Source organism: Flavobacterium succinicans (assembly GCF_001662485.1).
Lineage (GTDB): Bacteria > Bacteroidota > Bacteroidia > Flavobacteriales > Flavobacteriaceae > Flavobacterium > Flavobacterium succinicans_A.
In genome coordinates, this window is record NZ_JMTM01000074.1 from 40110 (window position 1) to 64430 (window position 24321).

At 35.0% G+C, this 24321-nt stretch carries 20 protein-coding genes and 4 tRNA genes; 22 read left to right on the top strand and 2 right to left on the bottom strand.

Features of this window, described 5'->3' with window-relative positions; translation table 11 throughout:
• Entirely contained in the window at nucleotides 1-228 is a 228-nt protein-coding gene (locus FLB_RS13735; RefSeq protein ID WP_064716527.1) for a hypothetical protein, read from the top strand.
• 54 nt (nucleotides 229-282) lie between these two features.
• On the opposite strand, the gene FLB_RS13740 is transcribed toward FLB_RS13735, so the two are convergent.
• Nucleotides 283-1788, bottom strand: a complete 1506-nt coding sequence (locus FLB_RS13740; RefSeq protein WP_064716528.1) for an APC family permease — start codon at nucleotides 1786-1788, stop codon at nucleotides 283-285.
• 252 nt (nucleotides 1789-2040) lie between these two features.
• On the opposite strand from FLB_RS13740, the gene FLB_RS13745 reads away from it, so the two are divergent.
• The 19 genes from FLB_RS13745 to FLB_RS13835 all read left to right on the top strand — a co-directional run bounded on the left by FLB_RS13745 (nucleotide 2041) and on the right by FLB_RS13835 (nucleotide 19529).
• Nucleotides 2041-2892, top strand: coding sequence for a ComEA family DNA-binding protein (locus tag FLB_RS13745; RefSeq protein WP_231891087.1), 852 nt, complete (start codon nucleotides 2041-2043; stop codon nucleotides 2890-2892).
• 23 nt (nucleotides 2893-2915) lie between these two features.
• The gene (locus FLB_RS13750) at nucleotides 2916-4085 is read left to right on the top strand and encodes an acyl-CoA dehydrogenase family protein (RefSeq protein WP_064716530.1); all 1170 of its coding nucleotides are present in this window, start codon (nucleotides 2916-2918) and stop codon (nucleotides 4083-4085) included.
• Nucleotides 4086-4158: 73 nt separating this feature from the next.
• A complete protein-coding gene (gene rpsU, locus FLB_RS13755) occupies nucleotides 4159-4356 on the top strand; it encodes a 30S ribosomal protein S21 (RefSeq protein WP_064716531.1) in 198 nt (65 codons plus the stop codon).
• A 74-nt stretch (nucleotides 4357-4430) separates the two neighbouring features.
• The gene (locus FLB_RS13760; RefSeq protein ID WP_064716532.1) at nucleotides 4431-5327 is read left to right on the top strand and encodes a tyrosine-type recombinase/integrase; all 897 of its coding nucleotides are present in this window, start codon (nucleotides 4431-4433) and stop codon (nucleotides 5325-5327) included.
• 38 nt (nucleotides 5328-5365) lie between these two features.
• The gene (gene hpf / locus FLB_RS13765; protein WP_064716533.1) at nucleotides 5366-5668 is read left to right on the top strand and encodes a ribosome hibernation-promoting factor, HPF/YfiA family; all 303 of its coding nucleotides are present in this window, start codon (nucleotides 5366-5368) and stop codon (nucleotides 5666-5668) included.
• A gap of 91 nt (nucleotides 5669-5759) precedes the next feature.
• Nucleotides 5760-5833 (top strand) — tRNA-Thr (locus FLB_RS13770).
• Nucleotides 5834-5884: 51 nt separating this feature from the next.
• Nucleotides 5885-5965 (top strand) — tRNA-Tyr (locus tag FLB_RS13775).
• A gap of 64 nt (nucleotides 5966-6029) precedes the next feature.
• Nucleotides 6030-6101, top strand: a tRNA-Thr gene (locus FLB_RS13780).
• A gap of 54 nt (nucleotides 6102-6155) precedes the next feature.
• Nucleotides 6156-7340, top strand: a complete 1185-nt coding sequence (gene tuf, locus FLB_RS13785; protein WP_064716534.1) for an elongation factor Tu — start codon at nucleotides 6156-6158, stop codon at nucleotides 7338-7340.
• A 61-nt stretch (nucleotides 7341-7401) separates the two neighbouring features.
• Nucleotides 7402-7472: transfer RNA gene (locus FLB_RS13790), tRNA-Trp, on the top strand.
• A 24-nt stretch (nucleotides 7473-7496) separates the two neighbouring features.
• Entirely contained in the window at nucleotides 7497-7694 is a 198-nt protein-coding gene (gene secE / locus FLB_RS13795; RefSeq protein WP_024982058.1) for a preprotein translocase subunit SecE, read from the top strand.
• 10 nt (nucleotides 7695-7704) lie between these two features.
• Complete coding sequence (nusG, locus tag FLB_RS13800; RefSeq protein WP_064716535.1) at nucleotides 7705-8256, top strand: transcription termination/antitermination protein NusG; 552 nt, start codon at nucleotides 7705-7707, stop codon at nucleotides 8254-8256.
• Nucleotides 8257-8320: 64 nt separating this feature from the next.
• Complete coding sequence (gene rplK, locus FLB_RS13805) at nucleotides 8321-8758, top strand: 50S ribosomal protein L11 (protein WP_064716536.1); 438 nt, start codon at nucleotides 8321-8323, stop codon at nucleotides 8756-8758.
• 13 nt (nucleotides 8759-8771) lie between these two features.
• The gene (gene rplA, locus FLB_RS13810) at nucleotides 8772-9461 is read left to right on the top strand and encodes a 50S ribosomal protein L1 (RefSeq protein ID WP_064716537.1); all 690 of its coding nucleotides are present in this window, start codon (nucleotides 8772-8774) and stop codon (nucleotides 9459-9461) included.
• Between the two features lie 22 nt (nucleotides 9462-9483).
• Nucleotides 9484-9984: a 50S ribosomal protein L10 gene (gene rplJ / locus FLB_RS13815; protein ID WP_064716538.1), complete on the top strand. Its 501-nt coding sequence runs from the start codon at nucleotides 9484-9486 to the stop codon at nucleotides 9982-9984.
• 87 nt (nucleotides 9985-10071) lie between these two features.
• Nucleotides 10072-10443, top strand: coding sequence for a 50S ribosomal protein L7/L12 (gene rplL, locus FLB_RS13820; RefSeq protein ID WP_064716539.1), 372 nt, complete (start codon nucleotides 10072-10074; stop codon nucleotides 10441-10443).
• A gap of 263 nt (nucleotides 10444-10706) precedes the next feature.
• The gene (gene rpoB, locus FLB_RS13825) at nucleotides 10707-14519 is read left to right on the top strand and encodes a DNA-directed RNA polymerase subunit beta (protein ID WP_064716540.1); all 3813 of its coding nucleotides are present in this window, start codon (nucleotides 10707-10709) and stop codon (nucleotides 14517-14519) included.
• Between the two features lie 288 nt (nucleotides 14520-14807).
• Nucleotides 14808-19118, top strand: a complete 4311-nt coding sequence (gene rpoC, locus FLB_RS13830) for a DNA-directed RNA polymerase subunit beta' (RefSeq protein ID WP_064716541.1) — start codon at nucleotides 14808-14810, stop codon at nucleotides 19116-19118.
• A gap of 108 nt (nucleotides 19119-19226) precedes the next feature.
• A complete protein-coding gene (locus FLB_RS13835; protein ID WP_064716542.1) occupies nucleotides 19227-19529 on the top strand; it encodes a DUF3467 domain-containing protein in 303 nt (100 codons plus the stop codon).
• A gap of 86 nt (nucleotides 19530-19615) precedes the next feature.
• Here FLB_RS13835 and FLB_RS13840 read toward each other — a convergent pair whose 3' ends face one another.
• Nucleotides 19616-21205: a peptide chain release factor 3 gene (locus FLB_RS13840; protein ID WP_064716543.1), complete on the bottom strand. Its 1590-nt coding sequence runs from the start codon at nucleotides 21203-21205 to the stop codon at nucleotides 19616-19618.
• A 475-nt stretch (nucleotides 21206-21680) separates the two neighbouring features.
• On the opposite strand from FLB_RS13840, the gene FLB_RS13845 reads away from it, so the two are divergent.
• Together FLB_RS13845 and FLB_RS13850 are read left to right on the top strand one after the other, a co-directional pair.
• Entirely contained in the window at nucleotides 21681-23084 is a 1404-nt protein-coding gene (locus FLB_RS13845; protein WP_064716544.1) for a peptidylprolyl isomerase, read from the top strand.
• 75 nt (nucleotides 23085-23159) lie between these two features.
• A complete protein-coding gene (locus FLB_RS13850) occupies nucleotides 23160-24113 on the top strand; it encodes an AAA family ATPase (RefSeq protein WP_064716545.1) in 954 nt (317 codons plus the stop codon).
• The last annotated feature ends 208 nt before the right edge of the window (nucleotides 24114-24321 follow it).

A 24321-nucleotide genomic window follows, 5' to 3' on the forward strand; every position in this document is an offset into this window, starting at 1 on the left:
ATGTCAGCAATAATCAAACTTAAATTTTTCTTTGAAAAACACGGCTTTCATGTCTCATCACGATTAGCCGATAAATTAGGAATGCGTGTTACAAATGTTCGTTTGTTCTTTATTTACTTGTCATTTGTTACAGCGGGTTTATGGTTTGCAGTGTATTTAACTTTAGCCTTTTGGATTCGTTTGAAAGATTTAGTCCGCGCAAAAAGATCTTCCGTATTCGATTTATAAAAAAAGAAGCCGTTTCAAAACTGAAACGGCTTCTTTTTTAATTTTAAAATAGTGTTATTCATTTTCTTTTTCGAGATGGTTCAGTTTTGCTCTTTTCTTAGAATAAGCAAAATATACAATTATTCCTAAAGTTCCCCAACAAAGAAAAGCAATCCATGTGTCATGTCTTACTTGTGTCATTAAGAATAAATTAAATGAAACTCCTAATGTTCCTACTAAATAAACAGCAGGTGTTTTATAATGTCTTTCTAACTCAGGTTTTTTATACCTTAAAATCATTACTGCTACACACACCATTCCAAAAGCTAACAAAGTTCCCATACTGCACATTTCACTAACTTTTTCTATTGGCGTAAGAGCTGCAACAATTGAAATAATTGTTCCAACTAAAAAAGTACTTTTATAAGGTGTTTTAAAATTTGAATGCAATTGGCTAAAAAACGCAGGAAGTAAGCCGTCTTTTGACATACCTAAAAATATACGAGTTTGTCCAAGCATCATAACAAGCATTACAGAAGTTAACCCTGCTGTCGCTGCAATAGTAATAATAAATACCGCCCAGGTTAACCCATTTTCACTAAAAGCAGAAGCAACAGGTGCGGCTTTATCTAGTTGGCTATAATGAACCATTCCTGTTAGTACTAATGAAACAAGTATGTAAAGAATTGTACAAATGATTAAAGATGCAATAATAGCAAATGGCACATCTTTTTTCGGGTTAATTGCTTCTCCAGCTTGAGTTGATACTGCATCAAAACCAATGTATGCAAAGAAAACGATTGTTGCAGCAGTTAATACTCCTCCAAATCCAAAGTTCATTTTTCCAGTTGCATTTCCTAAAGCATCCAATGCTGGAACTTCTGTTGGGATAAAGGGATGCCAGTTGTCTGTGTTAATGTAAAAAGCTCCACATATAATAACGAAAAGTACTACGGCAATTTTTACAATTACAATAATATTATTTGTACTTGCTGCTTCTTTTATACCTTTGATTAGAATAGCTGTAACTACCCAAGTAATAATAAATGCGGGCAAATTAAAGGCAAATGAAGGTAAGTCTATAATTTCATTTGGGAAAGCTTTGTTGTGTTCTAGAATTTTTTCTGTTGCTGTATGTAAGTCATTGCAAAGCCAAATAGGAAATTCAATGCCAAATAAATGTAATAGTTTTACAAAATACCCACTCCATGCTACTGCTACAGTTGTAGCTCCCATCATGTATTCTAAAATCAAATTCCAACCAATAAACCAAGCAAAAATTTCACCAATAGTTCCGTAAGCATATGCATATGCAGATCCTTCAACTGGTAAAACAGAGGCAAATTCTGCATAGCAAAGGGATGCAAATAAACAGCCTATACCAGCTATGACAAATGATAAAGCCAATGCAGGACCTGCGTAATCATGTGCCGCTATTCCAGTTAGAGTAAAAATTCCACCGCCTATAATGGCTCCAATACCTAATGAGGTTAATCCCCATCTTGTAAGTACTCTTTTTAAATCACTTTTTTTCATATCCGCTTCAAAAGCTGATATTGGTTTAACTCTCCAAATTGACATGGTAATTTTTTGTTTTAGTTATTAAGTTCCAAATGTATTGTTTTTTATAAAAAGTAAAAAAAAATATCTCTTTTAAGGTTGCTTTTTTTCATGTTTCGGCACAAAAAAATGATAATATTTAAGATTATGAATTAGTTGTACAACAGTATAGTTTTAAATTACAGGTATTTTTCTTGTTAAGATGCTCTATTTTTTTATATTTTTAACTACAATAATAATTGCTTCATAATGTTTAAAAGATTTTCGTTTTATTTGAAATTTACCAACAGTCAACGAAAAGGGCTTTTGGTTTTGTTTGGATCCATAATTATCTTACAAATGTTCTATTGGTTTATAGAAGATAGTGCAAAAAACAGTATCCCATTAGCTGGCAAAGACTGGCTCTCTCTTCAGAAAAAGATGGATGAATTAAAAACAGAAAAGAAGAAAAAGTTTGCTTTTTATCCGTTCAATCCTAATTTTATTACGGATTATAAAGGGTATAAATTAGGAATGTCTGTAGAAGAAATTGATCGACTTCATGCATTCCGAAAAACAAATCGCTATGTAAATTCTGCCGAAGAGTTTCAGAATGTAACTGGGGTTTCGGATACGCTTTTAAATAAAATAGCTCCTTTTTTTAAATTCCCTGATTGGGTAAATGCAAAAAGCAGAAACGAAACAAAATCCAATGTTTTTTTGAACAAAAGAGAAAAGAAGAAGGTTGTTAAGTTGGATATTAATTTTGCGACTAAAGAAGATTTAATTAAAGTTTATGGTGTTGGTGAGGTCATCGCGAATCGAATAATTGCTCAAAGAAATAGTCTAAAAGGTTTTGTGGCTATGGAACAGTTAAATGAGGTTTGGGGGTTGTCTCCAGAAGTAATCGAAAACATTAATACTCAATTTTATGTTTCAAAATTACCCCAACTTGAATTAATAGACATTAATAATGCTTCTCTAAAAGAATTGTCTCAGTTTTTTTATTTCAAATATACATTGGCTAAACAAATCTTAATTTATAGAAGCATGAATGGTGATTTTAAAAATATTGAGGATTTATCAAAAATTAAGGGTTTTCCTGTTGATAAGGCAAAAATAATTGCGTTATATTTGAAGTTCTAAAAATAAAATAAAAAATGCATTTTATGAATTCAGCATATTTTTCAGAAGAACATGATTTGTTTAGGGCAAGTTTAAAAGATTTTTTGCAGAAAGAAGTGGTGCCACATATTGAAAAATGGGAAAAAACAGGAACCATCGACCGTTTTATATGGAAAAAATTTGGAGAAATGGGCTTTTTTGGTATTGCTTATCCAGAAGCTTATGGTGGACTGAATTTGGATTTATTTTATACTGTGATTTTATTAGAAGAACTTCAGAAAATCAAATCGTCTGGTTTTGCAGCTGCTATATGGGCTCACGCTTATTTAGCAATGACACATCTAAATGCTGAGGGTGATGAAAGAATAAAGAAAGAGTATTTAGCTCCAAGTATAGCTGGTGAAAAAATAGGTGCATTGTGTATTTCTGAACCCTTTGGAGGGAGCGATGTTGCAGGTATGCGTACTACGGCGATTAAAAGTGGGGACAAATACATTATTAATGGTTCTAAGACATTTATTACTAATGGTGTTTATGCTGATTACTATGTGGTTGCTGCAAAAACTAATCCTGAAATTGGTAACAAAGGAATCAGTATTTTTCTTATGGATACTTCGTCAAAGGGGGTTTCAGCTACGAAATTAGATAAACTGGGCTGGAGGGCTTCAGATACTGCTGAAATCGCATTTGACAATGTAGAAGTGCCATTAGATAACCTGATGGGGGAAGAAAACAAAGGTTTTGCTTATATCATGCAGCATTTTGCTTTAGAACGTTTGATTATGGCAATTAATGCTCATTCAAGAGCAGAATTTGCGATTGACTATACGATTGATTATATGTCTCATCGTGAGGCATTTGGAACAACAATAAATAAGTTTCAGGCTTTAAGACATAAATTAGTAGAGCATGCTACCGATGTTGAGCATTGTAAAGTGTTCAATTACTTTGCAGTTTCTCGATTGAATGCAGGAGAATACGTAGTGAAAGAGGCAACCATGGCTAAATTACAGTCTACAAAAGTGGCAGATGAAACCATTTATAGCTGCTTGCAAATGTTAGGTGGGTATGGGTATATGGAAGAATATCCTTTGGCACGCTTGTTTAGAGATAGCAGATTGGGACCTATAGGTGGTGGTACATCTGAAATTTTGAAAGAGATTTTGTCAAAAATAATCATTGATAAACAAAATTATAAACCCGCTGTGAAATAATTATCATTTTTTGATTGCTAATTAATAAAACTTTACTACTTTTGCGCACTTAACGAAAGGGGGTGATAAAATTATGTTAATTATACCAATTAAAGACGGAGAAAATATCGATAGAGCATTAAAGCGCTATAAAAGAAAATTTGATAAAACTGGAACTGTTCGTCAATTAAGAGCGCGTACTGCTTTTATTAAGCCATCAGTTATCAATAGAATGAAGTTTCAAAAAGCAGCTTACATTCAAAATATGAAAGATAGTTTAGAGAACATCTAATTTCTATTTTTAAAATTTATTACCGTTAGTGATTAAAGTTTTATAACTTTGATCCTAACGGTTTTTTTTGTTTTATGACTTCTATCAAAAATGCTTTTAGGGATTATCTTGTTTTGGAGAAAAACTATTCTTTGCATACTCAAAAAGCGTATTGTGATGACGTGAACTCTTTTGAAGCATTTTTGCAGGAAGCCTCTTTTGAGGTGGTTTTGGAGAAAGTGGAGTATTTTCAAATTAGGAGTTGGGTGGTTTTTTTAGTCGATACGGGACTGTCTAATGTTTCGGTAAATAGAAAAATAGCTTCCTTAAAAGCATTTTATAAATTTTTGCTAAAAACCAAACAAATTTCAGTTAATCCTTTAGTTAGGCATCGTGCTTTAAGAGTTCCTAAAAACATACAAATTCCGTTTTCGGAAAAAGAGATGAATAGTCTTGGGGATCCCTTTTATGAGTATTTAGAGTTTGATGAGCTGAGGAATAAATTGATGGTTGAGATGTTTTATGCGACGGGAATGCGTAGGTCGGAACTTATTGATTTAAAGTTTAAAGATGTTAGTGTTAGTGGGGCTACGGTAAAAGTACTTGGGAAAAGAAACAAAGAAAGAGTTTTGCCATTATTGTCTTCTTTGGTGGGTTTGGTTGAATTGTATGTTGATAAAAGGTCTAAATTAGAGATTGTTGAAGATTTTGACTTTTTTTTCTTAAGCTCAAAAGGGTTAAAATTAAGTCAATCTTTTGTCTATAGAACAATTAATTCGTACTTTAGTACTGTTTCGGAAAAGGTCAAAAAAAGTCCTCATATATTAAGGCATACTTTTGCAACTCATATGCTTAATAACGGAGCGGATTTAAATTCAATTAAGGAATTGTTAGGGCATTCAAGTCTAGCTTCTACTCAAGTCTATACTAATAATAGTTTGGCAGGGTTGAAAAAAGTATATAAAGAAGCGCATCCTCGAAACCGTAAATAATTCCTAACTTATGTTTAACCATAAAAAAAATAATGATTATGAAGGTAAATGTTCATGCAGTTAACTTTGCTGTTGACAGAAAGCTCGTAGATTTTGTCCAAGTTAGAATGGATAAGTTGGAAAAGTATTATGACAAAGTGGTTTCTTCGGATGTTTTTATGAAGGTTGAAAAGACTAGCGATAAAGAAAATAAAATTGTAGAGGTCAAGATTAATGTTCCTGGGGATGATTTTTTGGTAAAAAAACAATGCAAAACTTTTGAAGAAGCTGTTGATTTGTCGGCTGAATCCTTGGAGCGTTTATTGGTTAAAAGAAAAGAAAAAATAAGATCTCATATTTAATTCAATTTTTTTTCAAAAAATGTTTTGATTAAGAGATAAAATCTATACATTTGCAGTCCGTTAGAAATAGCGGACTTTTTTATTGATAATTGCCAGCGTAGCTCAGTCGGCTAGAGCAGCTGATTTGTAATCAGCAGGTCGTGGGTTCGAGTCCCTCCGCCGGCTCTTTTTAAATTCAAGCGTTGATTTGAATACGTTCTTAAGGTTATGGTTAAAGGGGAGATACTCAAGCGGCCAACGAGGGCAGACTGTAAATCTGCTGTGAAAACTTCGCAGGTTCGAATCCTGCTCTCCCCACAAAATTAGGATAAAGATTAAAGATAGTGAGTATTGCGCTCAAAACTTCTTAATCAAGGATTCTGCCGACTTAGCTCAGGGGTAGAGTGCTTCCTTGGTAAGGAAGAGGTCACGGGTTCAATTCCCGTAGTTGGCTCAAGTAAGTAGGAAATTGAAATAAATATATAACTAAGATTAAAAATTAAGTAAAATGGCAAAGGAAAATTTTACCCGTAACAAGCCCCATTTGAACATTGGTACAATTGGGCACGTGGATCACGGAAAAACTACATTAACTGCGGCAATTACAAAAGTATTGTCTGATGCAGGTTACTGTCAAGCAAAATCATTTGATCAAATTGATAATGCTCCAGAAGAAAAAGAAAGAGGTATTACAATTAATACTTCTCACGTAGAGTATGAAACTGCTAACCGTCACTACGCACACGTTGACTGTCCAGGTCACGCGGATTACGTTAAGAACATGGTTACTGGTGCTGCTCAAATGGACGGTGCTATTCTTGTTGTTGCTGCTACTGATGGACCAATGCCACAAACTCGTGAGCACATCCTTTTAGGGCGTCAGGTTGGTATTCCAAGAATCGTTGTATTCATGAACAAAGTGGATATGGTTGATGATGCTGAGTTGTTAGAGTTAGTTGAAATGGAAATCAGAGACTTATTATCTTTCTACGAGTATGATGGAGATAACGGTCCAGTTATTCAGGGTTCTGCTTTAGGTGGATTGAATAATGATGCTGCTTGGGTTCCTAAAATTCTTGAATTGATGGAAGCTGTAGATGCTTGGATCGAAGAGCCAGAAAGAGATGTTGCAAAACCTTTCTTGATGCCGGTTGAAGATGTATTCTCAATTACTGGTCGTGGAACTGTAGCTACAGGTCGTATCGAAACTGGTGTTGCTAATACAGGAGATCCAGTTGAAATCATTGGTATGGGAGCTGAGAAATTAACTTCTACAATCACTGGAGTTGAGATGTTCCGTAAAATCCTTGATAGAGGAGAAGCAGGAGATAATGTTGGTATCTTGTTAAGAGGTATTCAAAAAGAAGATATCAAAAGAGGAATGGTAATCTGTAAGCCAGGTTCTGTTAAGCCTCACGATCACTTCAAAGCTGAGGTGTATATCTTGAAAAAAGAAGAAGGTGGACGTCATACACCATTCCACAATAACTACCGTCCACAATTCTACGTTCGTACAACTGACGTAACTGGAATTATTTCTTTGCCAGCAGGTGTAGAGATGGTAATGCCTGGAGATAACTTAACTATTGAAGTTAAATTATTGAGCGAAATTGCATTAAACGTAGGTTTACGTTTTGCTATCCGTGAAGGTGGTAGAACTGTTGGTGCAGGTCAGGTGACTGAAATCCTATAGTTTTTAGACTATAATAAATATTTCAAAAGCCAGTAACGCTTTTATGTTGCTGGCTTTTAATACGGGCGTAGTTCAAGGGTAGAATAGCGGTCTCCAAAACCGTTGATGGGGGTTCGAATCCCTCCGCCCGTGCAATATAAAACACAGAGTATAAATATGGCAAAAGTTGTTAATTACATTTCAGAAGCATTTGAAGAATTAAAATCAAATGTTACTTGGCCAGCTTGGGCCGAGGTTCAACGTCTAACAATTGTTGTTGCTGTTTTTTCAGTACTATTCGCTTTGGCGACATGGGGAGTAGATGAAATGTTTGCAAAAGCATTAGAAGGATTTTTTAACTGGTTGAAAGCATAAATTTCTTGGGATGACTGAAAATAATTTAAAAAAGTGGTATGTCGTTCGTGCGGTAAGCGGGCAAGAAAATAAAGTAAAAGCATATATCGATACTGAAATCGCTAGATTAGGGATGGAGGATTATGTATCTCAAGTATTGGTGCCTACTGAAAAAGTAGTAACTGTTAAAGAGGGGAAAAAAATTGCAAAAGATAAAGTTTATTTTCCTGGATATGTAATGATAGAAGCTAACTTGGTTGGTGAGATACCTCATATTATTAAGTCTATTACAAGTGTTATTGGTTTTCTTGGTGAAACAAAAGGTGGAGAACCTGTTCCTTTGAGAATGGCTGAAGTAAACCGTATGCTAGGAAAAGTAGATGAGTTAACAGTAAATACAGATACTCGTTCTATTCCATTTAATGTGGGAGAAACAATTAAGGTTATTGATGGACCTTTTAATGGTTTTAATGGGACTGTTGAAAAAATCAATGAAGAAAAGCGTAAACTTGAAGTTATGGTTAAAATTTTCGGAAGAAAAACACCATTAGAATTAAGTTTTATGCAAGTTGAAAAAGTATAATTTTGTTACACTATAATAATCACACAATCGCTTCCAATGATTGTCGTGTTAAATTTTTTAAAAAATGGCTAAAGAAATTAGTAAGGTAGTTAAACTACAAGTTAAGGGAGGTGCTGCGAATCCGTCGCCACCGGTTGGACCTGCTTTAGGAGCTGCTGGGGTTAACATCATGGAGTTCTGTAAGCAATTTAATGCTAGAACACAAGATAAACCTGGCAAAATATGCCCAGTACAAATTACTGTGTATAAAGACAAATCATTCGATTTTGTTGTTAAGACTCCTCCTGCAGCAGTTCAGTTAATGGAAGCTGCAAAGCTAAAATCTGGTTCAGGTGAGCCTAATCGTAAAAAAGTAGCTAGCGTTACTTGGGAACAAATTAGAGCTATTGCTGAAGACAAAATGCCAGACTTAAATGCATTCACTATCGAGTCTGCTATGAGTATGGTTGCTGGAACAGCTAGATCTATGGGTATAACTGTATCAGGAGATTCTCCTTTTTAATTAAGAGAAAAACATGGCAAAATTGACAAAAAAGCAAAAAGAGGCTGCTTCAAAAATTGAAAAGAACAAATTATACTCTTTAAAAGATGCTGCTGCATTAATTAAAGAGGTTGCTTCTGCAAAATTTGATGAGTCTGTTGATATCGCAGTTCGTTTGGGTGTAGATCCAAGAAAAGCGAATCAAATGGTGAGAGGTGTAGTAACATTACCTCATGGAACTGGTAAAGATGTAAAAGTATTAGCATTAGTTACTCCAGATAAAGAAGCAGAAGCTACTGCAGCTGGAGCGGATTATGTAGGACTAGACGACTATTTACAAAAAATAAAAGATGGTTGGACAGATGTTGATGTGATCATCACTATGCCTGCTGTAATGGGGAAATTGGGTCCGTTAGGTCGTATTTTGGGACCTAGAGGTTTAATGCCAAACCCTAAAACAGGAACTGTAACTATGGATGTTGCAAAAGCTGTTGCAGAGGTAAAAGCTGGTAAAATTGACTTTAAAGTTGATAAAACTGGTATTGTACATGCAGGAATTGGTAAAGTTTCTTTTGGAGCGGAGCAAATTTATGACAATGCACACGAAATTATTCAAACATTAATCAAACTTAAACCAACTGCTGCTAAAGGTACCTATATAAAAGGAATTCACCTTACAAGCACAATGAGTCCAGCTATTGCTTTGGACCCAAAAGCAGTATAATTGGTAGTTAATAATTTTTAGTATGACTAGAGAAGAAAAATCAATCGCGATTGAAGATTTAACTGCACAGTTAGCTGGTACAAACATTGTATACGTATCTGATATTTCTGGGTTAGACGCAGAAACAACTTCAAACTTGAGAAGAGCTTGTTTTAAAGCAGGTATTAAATTAGAGGTAGTTAAAAACACATTGCTTGCAAAAGCTATGGAGGCATCTGATAATGATTATGGTGATTTACCTTCAGTATTGACAGGTAATAGTGCTATTTTTATTGCAGATGTAGCAAATGCACCTGGAAAAATCATTAAAGATTTTAGAAAAAAATCAGCAAAACCTGTATTAAAAGGTGCTTATATCAATTCTGAAATTTACATTGGAGACGATCAATTAGATGCATTAGCAACTATTAAATCTAAAGAAGAGCTTATCGGCGAAATCATTGGATTATTGCAGTCACCAGCACAAAGAGTTATTTCTGCTTTACAAAATCAATTCGCTAATAGCGAAGAGACTGAAGCTTAATAACCAAACAAGGTTATTCCTTGTTGCTTAAGTAGCGCACAATAAATAAATTATATTTTTACAAATCATTTTAAAACGATAGAAAAAATGGCAGATTTGAAACAATTCGCAGAGCAATTAGTTAATTTAACTGTAAAAGAAGTTAACGAATTAGCAACAATATTAAAAGATGAGTACGGAATCGAACCAGCTGCTGCAGCTGTAGTAGTTGCTGCTGGTGGTGGTGAAGGTGCTGCTGAAGAAGCTCAAACAGAATTTACAGTTGTATTGAAAGAAGCTGGTGCTTCTAAATTGGCTGTTGTGAAATTAGTAAAAGAACTTACAGGTTTAGGTTTGAAAGAAGCTAAAGATGTAGTAGATAGCGCTCCTAGCACCGTTAAAGAAGGTGTTTCTAAAGAAGAGGCTGAAGGTCTTAAAAAATCTTTAGAAGAAGCTGGAGCTGTAGTTGAGCTTAAATAGTTAAACTCAGTTTTGAGAACTAGGTTTAGGTCTTGGATTAAGTTCCAAAGACCTAAACCCTTTTTCGTATAATAAAAATATGCGTTTTATTATTAAATAGTTTAAAGTACAGAAGTGTTTTTAAATCAATACGATGAAAGAAAATTTAAAAAGAGGTTGCTCTTATTTTATTTTTAAAGAGGTATTGATTAAAAAAGAAAGTATAGTTTAAACAGTGTTTTACACAAAAAATTACTTTTTTTTAATCAAAATTTTGTCCATAGATGTTAACAAATCAGACTGAAAGATTGAATTTTGCCTCGACAAAAAATATTCCTGACTATCCGGATTTTCTAGATGTTCAGGTAAAGTCGTTTAAAGATTTTTTTCAATTAGAAACAAAATCTGACGAAAGAGGCAACGAAGGTTTATATAATACCTTCATGGAAAACTTTCCAATTACAGATACAAGAAACAACTTTGTATTGGAATTCCTAGATTATTTCGTAGATCCACCACGTTATACCATTCAAGAATGTATAGAAAGAGGGCTTACCTATAGTGTGCCTTTAAAAGCTAGACTAAAACTTTACTGTACAGACCCAGAACACGAAGATTTTGAAACTATTGTTCAAGATGTTTATCTTGGAACAATTCCTTACATGACGCCTAGTGGTACATTTGTTATCAATGGAGCAGAACGTGTTGTTGTATCACAATTGCACCGTTCTCCTGGTGTTTTCTTTGGACAATCTTTCCATGCAAATGGAACTAAATTATATTCTGCAAGAGTTATTCCTTTTAAAGGATCTTGGATTGAATTTTCTACCGATATTAATAGTGTAATGTATGCTTACATCGATAGAAAGAAAAAATTACCTGTTACTACTTTATTCCGTGCAATTGGTTTCGAAAGAGACAAGGATATCCTTGAAATCTTTGACCTTGCTGAAGAAATTAAAGTTTCTAAAACAGGATTAAAGAAATATATTGGAAGAAAATTAGCTGCCCGTGTATTGAATACATGGCATGAGGATTTCGTAGATGAAGATACTGGTGAAGTGGTATCTATCGAACGTAACGAAATTATTTTAGATAGAGATACAATTATCGACAAAGATAATGTAGAAGAAATTATTGATTCGAATGTTAAATCTATTTTGTTACACAAAGAAGATAACAATCAAGTTGATTATTCTATCATTCATAATACGTTACAAAAAGATCCAACAAACTCTGAAAAAGAAGCTGTTGAGCATATCTACAGACAATTGCGTAACGCAGAACCGCCTGATGAAGAAACTGCTCGTGGCATTATAGATAAATTATTTTTCTCTGACCAACGTTATAACTTAGGTGAAGTAGGTCGTTATAGAATTAATAAAAAATTAGGTTTAGATACTCCAATGGAAAAGCAAGTGCTTACCAAGGAAGATATCATTACTATCGTGAAATATTTGATTGAATTAATCAACTCTAAAGCAGAGATTGATGATATTGATCACTTATCAAACCGTCGTGTTAGAACCGTTGGTGAACAATTGTCACAACAATTCGGTGTTGGTTTAGCGCGTATGGCTAGAACCATTAGAGAGCGTATGAACGTTAGAGATAACGAGGTGTTTACACCAATCGATTTGATTAATGCTAAAACATTATCATCGGTTATCAACTCTTTCTTTGGAACGAATCAGTTGTCTCAATTTATGGATCAAACGAATCCATTAGCTGAGATTACGCACAAAAGAAGATTATCTGCCCTAGGGCCAGGTGGACTTTCGAGAGAAAGAGCTGGTTTCGAGGTTCGTGACGTTCACTATACGCACTATGGACGTTTATGTCCTATTGAAACTCCTGAGGGACCAAACATTGGTTTGATCTCCTCTTTGGGTGTTTATGCTAAAGTAAACGGAATGGGATTCATCGAGACTCCTTACCGTAAAGTTTCAAATGGTGTAGTTGATTTAAACTCAACTCCTGTTTACTTAAGCGCAGAAGAAGAAGAAGGTATGATGATTTCTCAAGCAAACATTGAAATGGATGCGACAGGAAAAATTACAGCTGATAACGTAATTGCAAGACAAGAAGGCGATTTTCCTGTAATTGAGCCTAGTCAAGTTGATTACGCAGACGTTGCTCCAAATCAAATTGCATCTATTTCAGCATCGTTGATTCCTTTCTTGGAACATGATGATGCGAACCGTGCATTGATGGGATCTAACATGATGCGTCAAGCGGTACCTTTGATTCGTCCAGAGGCTCCTATTGTAGGAACTGGTTTAGAGCGTCAAGTAGCTTCAGATTCAAGAGTGTTAATTAATGCTGAAGGAGATGGAGTAGTAGAATATGTTGACGCTAATATCATTACTATCAAGTACGACCGTTCTGAAGAAGAAAGAATGGTGAGTTTTGAGGCTGATGAAAAAACATACAACTTAATTAAATTTAGAAAAACCAACCAAGGAACAAGTATTAACTTAAAACCTATCGTAAGAAAAGGGGACAGAGTTACTCTTGGTCAAGTTTTATCTGAAGGATATGCGACTCAAAATGGAGAATTAGCATTAGGAAGAAACCTTAAAGTAGCATTTATGCCATGGAAAGGGTATAACTTCGAGGATGCGATTGTGATTTCTGAGAAAGTAGTTCGTGATGATATCTTTACTTCTATTCATATTGATGATTATTCTTTAGAAGTTAGAGATACTAAATTAGGTAACGAAGAGTTGACTAACGATATTCCTAACGTTTCTGAAGAAGCTACCAAAGATTTGGATGAAAATGGTATGATCAGAATTGGAGCCGAGGTAAAACCTGGTGATATTTTGATTGGAAAAATTACTCCAAAAGGAGAATCAGACCCAACTCCAGAAGAAAAATTACTTCGTGCTATCTTTGGTGACAAGGCTGGTGATGTAAAAGATGCTTCATTAAAAGCTTCTCCGTCATTACACGGTGTAGTTTTAGACAAAAAATTATTTGCAAGAGCAGTAAAAGATAAACGTAAACGTACTCAGGATAAAGATGCTTTAGGCGCTTTAGAAATGGAGTTTGAAGTTAAATTTGTTGAGTTAAAAGACAGATTGATTGAAAAACTTTTCTTAATCGTTAATGGAAAAACGTCTCAAGGTGTAATGAACGATTTGGGTGAAGAAGTATTACCAAAAGGTAAAAAATACACTCAAAAAATGCTTTATGCTGTTGAAGATTTTGCTCACTTAAGTAAAGGTCAATGGGTTGCAGATGATGTAACTAATAAAATGGTGAATGATTTAATTCATAACTATAAAATTAAATTGAACGATTTACAAGGAGCATTACGTAGAGAGAAATTCACGATTACTGTTGGTGATGAATTACCATCTGGAATTTTGAAATTAGCTAAAGTTTATATTGCTAAGAAACGTAAATTGAAAGTTGGGGATAAAATGGCGGGACGTCACGGTAACAAAGGTATTGTGGCTCGTATTGTTCGTCATGAAGATATGCCTTTCTTAGAAGATGGAACGCCTGTTGATATTGTGTTGAATCCTCTTGGGGTACCTTCACGTATGAACATCGGTCAGATTTATGAAACTGTTTTAGGATGGGCTGGTATGAATTTGGGTAGAAAATTTGCTACTCCAATTTTTGATGGTGCTTCACTAGATCAAATCAATGCTTTGACAGATGAAGCGGGTGTGCCACGTTTTGGACATACGCATCTTTATGATGGTGGTACTGGAGAACGTTTTCATCAAGCAGCTACAGTTGGTGTGATTTATATGTTGAAATTAGGTCACATGGTAGATGATAAGATGCACGCACGTTCTATTGGACCCTACTCATTGATTACGCAACAACCACTTGGAGGTAAAGCGCAATTTGGAGGTCAACGTTTTGGAGAGATGGAGGTTTGGGCACTTGAGGCTTATGGAGCATCAAGTACATTACGTGAAATCTTAACTGTAAAATCGGATGATGTTATTGGTAGAGCTAAAACTTACGAAGCAATCGTTAAGGGAGAATCTATGCCAGAACCAGGATTACCTGAATCATTCAACGTATTGATGCACGAATTGAAAGGTCTTGGTCTTGATATTCGTTTAGAAGAATAAAAATAGTATTCAGTGTTCAGTTTTTAGTAATCAGTAACAAACTGAACACTAAATTCTGAATACTGAACGCTTTTTGAAATTAGTTTTCAGGATTTATACCCGTAACCCGTTCCGATTTTTTATGTCATTCTTAAGAATCACATAATTAGCACTTCAGAGAGAAGTTTAGAGAAGTAATTCGAGGTAATAGAGTTTAATGAATGATGAAGATTTAGTACCTACTATTTTGTCATTAATTCATAAATCTAAAATCAATTTTTAATTGCAAATAAATCAATAGTAAAAACTATGATGAACAATAGAAACAACAATAAAGATAAGAATCCTGTAAAAAGATTCAATAAAATTTCGATAGGATTAGCTTCTCCTGAATCTATTTTGAAAGAGTCAAGAGGTGAGGTGTTAAAGCCAGAAACTATCAACTACAGAACACATAAGCCTGAGCGTGATGGACTTTTCTGTGAAAGAATTTTTGGTCCTGTTAAGGATTTTGAGTGTGCTTGTGGTAAATATAAAAGAATTCGTTACAAAGGAATTATCTGCGACCGTTGTGGTGTAGAAGTTACTGAAAAGAAAGTAAGAAGAGATAGAGTTGGACATATCAATTTGGTAGTGCCTATTGCTCATATCTGGTACTTCCGTTCTTTACCAAATAAAATTGGGTATATTTTAGGTTTACCATCTAAGAAATTAGATATGATTATTTACTACGAAAGATATGTGGTAATTCAAGCTGGTATTGCTAAAAATGCTGAAGGAGAATCTTTACAAAGATTAGATTTCTTAACCGAAGAAGAGTATTTGAATATTCTGGATAGTCTTCCAGCGGATAATCAATATTTAGATGATTTTGATCCAAATAAATTTGTTGCCAAAATGGGTGCAGAATGTATTATGGATTTATTAGCGCGTATTGATTTAGATGAATTATCTTATAGTTTGCGCCATAGTGCTAATAATGAAACGTCTAAGCAACGTAAAACTGAGGCTTTAAAACGTCTTCAAGTGGTGGAATCTTTCCGTGAGTCTAATTTGAATCGTGAGAATCGTCCGGAATGGATGATTATGAAAGTGGTTCCAGTTATTCCACCAGAATTACGTCCATTGGTACCGTTAGATGGTGGTCGTTTTGCAACTTCAGATTTAAATGACTTATATCGTCGTGTTATTATACGTAACAACCGTTTGAAAAGATTAATGGAGATTAAAGCTCCTGAGGTAATCTTGAGAAACGAAAAACGTATGTTGCAAGAATCGGTAGACTCTTTGTTTGATAACACAAGAAAAGCTTCTGCTGTTAAAACAGAATCAAACCGTCCGTTAAAATCTTTATCTGACTCGTTAAAAGGAAAACAAGGTCGTTTCCGTCAAAACTTATTAGGTAAACGTGTGGATTATTCTGCTCGTTCTGTAATTGTTGTAGGACCAGAGTTAAAATTATTCGAATGCGGATTGCCAAAAGATATGGCAGCTGAATTGTTCAAACCTTTTGTCATTCGTAAATTGATTGAAAGAGGAATTGTAAAAACAGTTAAGTCGGCTAAGAAGATTATTGATAAAAAAGAGCCTGTAGTTTGGGATATTCTTGAGAATGTAATCAAAGGACATCCTGTATTACTAAACCGTGCTCCTACTTTGCACCGTTTAGGTATTCAAGCTTTTCAACCAAAATTAATCGAAGGAAAAGCGATCCAATTGCACCCATTAGTATGTACGGCGTTTAACGCGGATTTTGATGGGGATCAGATGGCAGTTCACTTGCCATTAGGACCAGAAGCAATTTTGGAAGCGCAATTATTGATGTTAGCTTCTCACAATATCTTGAACCCTGCAAATGGTGCTCCAATTACGGTACCATCTCAGGACATGGTTTTGGGTCTTTATTATATGACCAAAGAACGTTTAACTACGCCTGAATTAACCATATTAGGTGAAGGTTTAACTTTCTATTCTGCTGAAGAGGTGAATATTGCCTTGAATGAAGGAAGATTAGAGTTGAATGCAAGAGTAAAAATTAGAGCAAAAGATTTTGATGAGAATGGTGAGTTAGTTTACAAAATCATTCAAACAACTGCTGGACGTGTATTATTTAATGAAGTAGTACCGGAAGCAGCGGGATATATCAATGACGTTTTGACTAAGAAAAACTTAAGAGATATTATCGGTCACGTATTAAGTTCGACTGATGTGCCTACTACAGCGGCTTTCTTAGACAATATGAAAAACATGGGGTATAAATTCGCTTTCAAAGGAGGTTTATCTTTCTCTTTAGGTGATATTAGAATTCCTGAACAAAAAACAAAATTAATCGCTGATGCAAGAGAGCAAGTAGAAGGAATTTCTGCTAACTACAACATGGGTCTTATCACTAATAACGAGCGTTACAACCAAGTTATTGATGTTTGGACTTCTGCCAATGCTCAATTGACAGAATTAGCGATGAAAAACATTAGAGAAGACCAACAAGGATTCAACTCGGTGTATATGATGCTTGATTCTGGGGCGAGGGGTTCTAAAGAACAAATTCGTCAGTTAACTGGTATGCGTGGTTTGATGGCTAAGCCAAAAAAATCTACTGCTGGTGGTGGAGAAATTATTGAAAACCCGATTCTTTCTAACTTTAAGGAAGGTCTTTCGATCTTAGAGTACTTTATCTCTACGCACGGTGCTCGTAAAGGTCTTGCAGATACGGCGTTGAAAACGGCTGATGCTGGATACTTAACACGTAGATTGCATGATGTTTCTCAAGACGTAATTGTTAATATTAATGATTGTGGTACTTTGAGAGGGGTTGAAGTTTCTGCTTTGAAGAAAAACGAAGAAATTGTTGAATCTCTAGGAGAAAGAATCTTAGGACGTGTTGCATTGCAAGATGTTATCAATCCTTTGACTACTGATATTTTAGTTCAAGCAGGACAACAAATTACAGAATCTATTGTTAAAGCCATTGAAGCTTCTCCAGTAGAAAAAGTAGAAGTTCGTTCTCCATTAACTTGTGAAGCATTAAAAGGAATTTGCGCAAAATGTTACGGTAGAAACTTAGCTACTGGTAAGATGACGCAAAAAGGAGAAGCTGTTGGAGTTATTGCTGCACAGTCTATTGGTGAGCCAGGTACACAGTTGACATTGCGTACATTCCACGTTGGAGGGGTTGCCGGAGGTATCTCTGAAGATTCTAGTATTATTGCTCGTTTTGCAGGTAAATTAGAAATCGAGGATTTAAAAACAGTTAAAGGAGAAGATAGCGAAGGAAACTCTGTTGATATTGTAGTGTCTCGTTCTACTGAATTGAAATTAATCGATGAAAAAACAGGTATTTTATTAAGTACAAACAATATTCCTTACGGTTCTAGTATCTATGTAGCCGATGGTCAATCAGTTGCTAAAGGAGAGGTTATCTGTAAATGGGATCCATATAACGGGGTAATCGTTTCTGAATTTACTGGTAAAATTGAATACGAAGATTTAGAGCAAGGACAATCGTTCATGGTTGAAATCGATGAGCAAACTGGTTTCCAAGAAAAAGTAATTTCTGAGTCAAGAAACAAAAAATTAATCCCAACATTACTGGTTTACGGTAAAGATGGTGAATTGATACGTTCTTACAACTTACCAGTTGGAGCTCACTTGATGGTAGAGAATGGAGAGAAAATTAAAGCAGGTAAAGTATTGGTGAAAATCCCACGTCGTTCTTCAAAATCAGGCGATATCACGGGAGGTTTACCAAGAATTACAGAGTTGTTAGAAGCTCGTAATCCATCTAATCCAGCGGTAGTTTCTGAAATTGACGGGGTCGTTTCTTTTGGAAAAATCAAAAGAGGTAATCGTGAAATTATCATCGAGTCTAAATTTGGTGATGTTAGAAAATACTTGGTGAAATTATCAAGCCAGATTCTGGTTCAAGAAAATGACTTCGTAAGAGCAGGAGTGCCATTGTCTGATGGTGCAATTACTCCAGACGATATCTTAAGAATCCAAGGGCCAGCTGCGGTACAACAATACTTAGTAAATGAAATTCAAGAGGTTTACCGTTTACAAGGGGTAAAAATCAATGACAAACACTTTGAGGTAGTTATCCGTCAGATGATGCGTAAAGTAAGAGTTCAAGATCCAGGAGATACTTTATTCTTAGAAGACCAATTGATTCATACCAAAGATTTCATCGTTCAAAATGATAATCTTTACGGAATGAAAGTGGTAGAAGATGCAGGTGATTCTGCAGTATTGAAACCAGGTCAAATCGTTACTCCACGTGAGTTGCGTGACGAAAATTCTTTATTGAAACGTACGGATAAAAACTTGGTTGTGGCTCGTGATGTTATTACAGCAACTGCTACTCCAATATTACAAGGTATTACAAGAGCATCGTTACAAACGAAATCATTTATCTCTGCTGCTTCTTTCCAAGAAACAACTAAAGTGTTAAACGAAGCTGCTGTGGCAGGTAAGGTTGACTTGTTAGAAGGCTTGAAAGAAAACGTAATTGTAGGTCATAGAATTCCTGCAGGTACGGGTATGAGAGAGTATGACAATACTATTGTAGGTTCAAAAGAAGACTACAATGATATGATGGCTAACAAAGAAGAGTACATATACTAATTTTTAGTCATTAGTGGATAGTAATTAGTGATTAGTCTTTCGGCTAATCACTTTTTGCTATTATTGAGTTACTAATCATTGTTTATTAATCGTTAAATTTTCAGTAAGATGAAAGATCAACAAGAACAAATTAATATTGAGCTAGACGAGAGTATTGCAGAAGGAGTATATTCTAACTTGGCAATTATCAATCATTCCTCTTCGGAGTTTGTTTTGGATTTTGTGAGTATTATGCCTGGTTTGCCAAAAGCAAAAGTAAAGTCCAGAATAGTATTGACGCCACAACACGCGAAACGATTAATCAAAGCCTTGGCTGATAATGTGCATCGTTTTGAGTTAGCTCACGGTGAAATTAAAGATACAGAGCAAGCGCCAATTCCTTTGAATTTTGGTCCAACAGGACAAGCTTAAATACAAAAAAGACTTCGTTAAGAAGTCTTTTTTTTTGGAAATATAAGTAAAAACAAAAGCCAACTTTTTGAGTTGGCTTTCTTGTATTAATCAAATTCGGAAGTAAAAAATAATTTCACACTCGGGAATTTGCTTTGTGTCATTTGGATAGTAAAATCAGAATCGGCAAGAAATACAAGTTGGTTGTATTTGTCTTTGGCCAAAAATTTCTGTTTGATACGCTTAAATTCTTTGAATTCCTCGTTTTTAGCATCGTCTGGTTTTACCCAACACGCTTTATGAACAGGGAAGTTTTCATAGGTACATTTTGCACCATATTCATGCTCTAAACGATACTGAATTACCTCATATTGTAGCGCGCCAACGGTTCCAATTACTTTACGATTATTCATTTCGAGTGTGAACAACTGGGCAACACCTTCATCCATTAATTGATCAACACCTTTGTCTAATTGCTTTGCCTTCAAAGGATCGGCATTATTGATGTACCTAAAGTGTTCTGGTGAAAAACTCGGAATTCCTTTGAAACTCATAATCTCGCCTTCGGTCAGCGTGTCTCCAATTTTGAAATTTCCTGTATCGTGTAATCCCACAATATCGCCAGGATAAGAGATGTCAACGATTTCTTTTTTCTCCGCAAAAAAAGCATTGGGGCTCGAAAATTTTAGGTTTTTCTTTTGGCGAACATGATAATAGGGCTTATTTCTTTCAAAAGTTCCCGATACAATTTTTATAAACGCCAAACGATCTCTGTGTTTTGGATCCATATTAGCATGAATTTTAAACACAAAACCAGACATTTTCTCTTCTTTAGGATCGACCAATCTTGTTTCTGATTCTTTGGCTCTTGGCGATGGAGCGATGGCTACAAAGCAATCTAATAACTCTCTTACCCCAAAATTATTCAAAGCCGAACCAAAAAACACCGGTTGAATTTTTCCGTCTAAATACTCTTGACGCTCAAATTTAGGGTAGACTTCATCAATTAATTCTAGCTCTTCACGAAGTTTGTCCGCAGGTTTTGCGCCGATAATTTTTTCTAATTCTGGACTTTGTACATCAGAGAAAGCAATCGTTTCTTCAATATTTTTTCGGCTATCACCGCTAAAAAGGTTAATGTTTTGTTCCCATAAATTGTAGATTCCTTGAAAATCGTACCCCATACCAATCGGGAAACTCAATGGCGTTACAGTAAGCCCAAGTTTTTGTTCTACTTCATCCATCAAATCAAATGCGTCTTTACCCTCACGGTCTAATTTGTTAATGAAAACAATCATCGGAATGTTTCTCATTCTACAAACCGCCACTAATTTTTCAGTCTGTTCCTCGACCCCTTTCGCAACGTCAATCACCACAATAACACTGTCTACCGCCGTTAAAGTTCGGAATGTATCCTCAGCAAAATCCTTGTGTCCAGGCGTATCCAGAATGTTGATTTTTTTATCCTTGTAATTAAAAGCCAAAACCGAGGTAGAAACCGAGATGCCTCTTTGGCGTTCAATTTCCATAAAGTCACTGGTAGCCCCTTTTTTAATTTTGTTGTTTTTAACGGCTCCTGCCTCTTGAATAGCACCCCCAAAAAGCAATAATTTTTCGGTAAGTGTAGTTTTTCCGGCATCCGGATGCGAAATGATGCCAAACGTTCTTCTGCGTTGTATTTCTTGTAAAAAACTCATAGCTGCTTTAAATAGTTTGCAAAAGTACTATTTATAAACACGAATTAAAAAAAAGCAAGTACAAATCTGTTTTTTATCGATTTAAAATGAAAGTATAGCCCAGCAAAAGAAGCATTAGGAGCAGGAAACAACTAGCTTTTTTGTGATCATCGTCCCGCTATCCGTTACAATCCCCGCAAAAAAAAGCGGGGGATTTTCACTGCTATCGGGGCTAAAGAGCCACATTTTACCTTTTTGGTTTCACTTTAAATCCGCTCAATTAATGTATGTTAATAATTTTTTGTTAATAGTAGGGCCTATAGTTGTATTATGTCTTTGAATTGCTATTTTTGTTGGCAATTTATATGCTTTTTCTTAATAGTAATTTTTATAAACAGAATACGTTACAATAGATACTAAGAAGTTAAAAAGTGTAATACGCAAGAAATCAACAGAGCAAAAAATAATTTAATACATACAATTTAACCTTTTTTCGATGAAGTTTTTAAAATACAATTTTGTACTTCCTATTTGTTTCGTTTTAATGGCTTCTTTCGCAATGAATGCGCAAGAAGTGATCAAGGAAAAAACTACTGAGGTGGTAAAAGAAAATCCAGCCAAACGACAAAAAGTAGACGGAGTAATTGCAACCGTTGGAGATTATATAGTATTAGATTCAGATATAGATAAATCCTTTTTAGAAATCACAGCGGCTGGTGGTTCTGTAAGTGGTGTGTCGAGATGCCAAATGCTTGGAAAGCTACTAGAAGATAAACTCTATGCGCACCAAGCCATTCAAGATAGTGTTGTAGTTTCAGACTCCGATATCAAAGGAATGATGGAAGAACGTCTTAACTATATGGTCGAGAATTTAGGTTCTATGGATAAAGTGGTAGAGATGTATAAAAAAAGCTCCGAAGAAGAACTGAGGTCTACATTTTTTGACGTGTTAAAAGAGCAAAAACTAAGCTCAGAAATGGGTAAAAAAATTGTAGATGGCGTAGAAATCACTCCAGAGGAAGTTCGTAATTACTTTAAAGCGATTCCAAAAGCGGATTTGCCTACGTTTGGCGCCGAAATGGAAGTAGCACAAATTGTTGTTGCGCCAGTAGTAACTCAGGAAGACAAACAAAAAGTGATAGATCGTTTGAAAGGCTTCAAAAAAGAAGTTGAAGGAGGTGCCAGTTTTTCTACCAAAGCAGTTTTATATACACAAGATCCTGACGGGCGAAGAACAGGTGGGTTTTATAAAATCAACAGAAGAACACCATTTGTTAAGGAGTTTAAAGAAGTCGCTTTCAAATTAGCAGAAGGTGAAATTTCAGAACCTTTTGAAACCTCTTTTGGGTTTCATATCATTTTAGTAGAGAAAATAAAAGGACAAGAATTAGAATTACGTCATATTCTGCTTACGCCAACCGTTTCTGAAGCATCTGTTAAAGAAGCCAAAGAAAAGATCGATTTGATTAGAAAGAGAATCGTAGATAAAGACATTACTTTCGCTGAAGCAGCAAGAACACTTTCAGATGAAAAAGAAACAAGAGCCAATGGCGGAGCTTTGATCAACCCAAAAACCCAAGACACTCGTTTTGAGTTGACCAAAATGGATCCAAGTTTATACAGCAGAGTTTCAAATTTGAAAGACCAAGAGATTTCTCAGCCATTTATGGAAGAAGACCAAGGAAAGAAGACGTTTAAGATTATTACCGTTACCAACAGAATCGACGAGCATACTGCTGATTATGCTAAAGATTATATCAAGATTAAAGATTTGGCTTTAAAAGAAAAACAAATCAAAGCGGTAGGAAAATGGTTTGATGAAAAGATTAAAGAAACCTATATTAAAATTATTGGAGAGTACCGTGATTGTGCCTTCACCAATAACTGGTTGAAAAAATAATTTTTATAAAATAAATAAAAAGGGTTAGTTTTATGATTTCATAAACTAACTCTTTTTTAATTAAAACATACTTATATGTCAGATGTTGATGCGATTCATGCTTTAGTCCAAAAGCGAAACCAACTCAAATCAGAGATTGCGAAAATTATAGTAGGTCAAGATGATGTGATCGATCAAATTGTGCTTTCTATTTTTTCTGGAGGGCACGCATTATTGGTGGGCGTTCCTGGTTTGGCAAAAACGCTTATGGTGAATACTTTGGCACAAGCTCTTGGTTTGGATTTTAAAAGGATTCAGTTTACTCCAGATTTGATGCCTTCGGATATTTTGGGAAGTGAAATTTTAGACGAAAACCGACAATTTAAATTCATTAAAGGGCCAATTTTCTCCAATATTATTTTGGCAGATGAGATCAATAGAACTCCTCCAAAAACCCAAGCCGCTTTGTTAGAAGCGATGCAAGAACGAGCTGTAACTATTGCGGGTCATAATTATAAATTAGATTTGCCCTATTTTGTGTTGGCTACTCAAAATCCAATCGAGCAAGAAGGAACCTATCCTTTGCCTGAGGCACAGTTAGATCGTTTTATGTTTGCAATCAAGTTAGATTATCCTTCCTTTTTGGAAGAAGTACAAGTAGTTAAAAACACAACTTCTGATGTTAAGTTAGCTATTAATTCATTATTTACAGCTGAAGAAATAATCGCATATCAGCATTTGATTCGTCGTATTCCGGTAGCTGACAACGTGATTGAATATGCAGTTACTTTAGTGAGTAAAACGCGTCCTAATAACCCTTTGTCTAATGATTACGTAAAAAATTATTTGGATTGGGGCGCAGGTCCAAGGGCTTCGCAAAATTTGATTATTGCTGCCAAAGCCAATGCGGCTTTTAATGGTAAGTTCTCGCCTGATATTGAAGATGTGAAGGCAGTGGCTATTGGAATTTTGCGTCATAGAATCATCAAAAACTATAAAGCTGATGCCGAAGGAATTTCGGAAGAAATGATCATCGAAAAGCTTTTATAACGTTATAGTTGTCTAATTTAGAAAGGTTCTTTGTTTGAAATACAACAAAGAACCTTTTTTTATTTTAGGTCCTATTTTGATATTGATAAAAAAATCTTTTTAAAATATTGAATTGGTAAAATTTTAATATTAAATTGATTTTTTATCAATAAAAATCAGTAATGTGCTGTTTTTAGCAATAATAATTTCCAAAAAGGGGAGTTCTATT

What these genes read in the sequence shown, in the direction of transcription:
- FLB_RS13735 (WP_064716527.1), top strand. Translation starts at nt 1, where the DNA reads ATGTCAGCAATAATCAAACTTAAATTTTTCTTTGAAAAACACGGCTTT.
- FLB_RS13740 (WP_064716528.1), bottom strand. Translation starts at nt 1,788, where the DNA reads ATGTCAATTTGGAGAGTTAAACCAATATCAGCTTTTGAAGCGGATATG.
- FLB_RS13750 (WP_064716530.1), top strand. Translation starts at nt 2,916, where the DNA reads ATGAATTCAGCATATTTTTCAGAAGAACATGATTTGTTTAGGGCAAGT.
- rpsU (WP_064716531.1), top strand. Translation starts at nt 4,159, where the DNA reads ATGTTAATTATACCAATTAAAGACGGAGAAAATATCGATAGAGCATTA.
- FLB_RS13760 (WP_064716532.1), top strand. Translation starts at nt 4,431, where the DNA reads ATGACTTCTATCAAAAATGCTTTTAGGGATTATCTTGTTTTGGAGAAA.
- hpf (WP_064716533.1), top strand. Translation starts at nt 5,366, where the DNA reads ATGAAGGTAAATGTTCATGCAGTTAACTTTGCTGTTGACAGAAAGCTC.
- tuf (WP_064716534.1), top strand. Translation starts at nt 6,156, where the DNA reads ATGGCAAAGGAAAATTTTACCCGTAACAAGCCCCATTTGAACATTGGT.
- secE (WP_024982058.1), top strand. Translation starts at nt 7,497, where the DNA reads ATGGCAAAAGTTGTTAATTACATTTCAGAAGCATTTGAAGAATTAAAA.
- nusG (WP_064716535.1), top strand. Translation starts at nt 7,705, where the DNA reads ATGACTGAAAATAATTTAAAAAAGTGGTATGTCGTTCGTGCGGTAAGC.
- rplK (WP_064716536.1), top strand. Translation starts at nt 8,321, where the DNA reads ATGGCTAAAGAAATTAGTAAGGTAGTTAAACTACAAGTTAAGGGAGGT.
- rplA (WP_064716537.1), top strand. Translation starts at nt 8,772, where the DNA reads ATGGCAAAATTGACAAAAAAGCAAAAAGAGGCTGCTTCAAAAATTGAA.
- rplJ (WP_064716538.1), top strand. Translation starts at nt 9,484, where the DNA reads ATGACTAGAGAAGAAAAATCAATCGCGATTGAAGATTTAACTGCACAG.
- rplL (WP_064716539.1), top strand. Translation starts at nt 10,072, where the DNA reads ATGGCAGATTTGAAACAATTCGCAGAGCAATTAGTTAATTTAACTGTA.
- rpoB (WP_064716540.1), top strand. Translation starts at nt 10,707, where the DNA reads ATGTTAACAAATCAGACTGAAAGATTGAATTTTGCCTCGACAAAAAAT.
- rpoC (WP_064716541.1), top strand. Translation starts at nt 14,808, where the DNA reads ATGATGAACAATAGAAACAACAATAAAGATAAGAATCCTGTAAAAAGA.
- FLB_RS13835 (WP_064716542.1), top strand. Translation starts at nt 19,227, where the DNA reads ATGAAAGATCAACAAGAACAAATTAATATTGAGCTAGACGAGAGTATT.
- FLB_RS13840 (WP_064716543.1), bottom strand. Translation starts at nt 21,205, where the DNA reads ATGAGTTTTTTACAAGAAATACAACGCAGAAGAACGTTTGGCATCATT.
- FLB_RS13845 (WP_064716544.1), top strand. Translation starts at nt 21,681, where the DNA reads ATGAAGTTTTTAAAATACAATTTTGTACTTCCTATTTGTTTCGTTTTA.
- FLB_RS13850 (WP_064716545.1), top strand. Translation starts at nt 23,160, where the DNA reads ATGTCAGATGTTGATGCGATTCATGCTTTAGTCCAAAAGCGAAACCAA.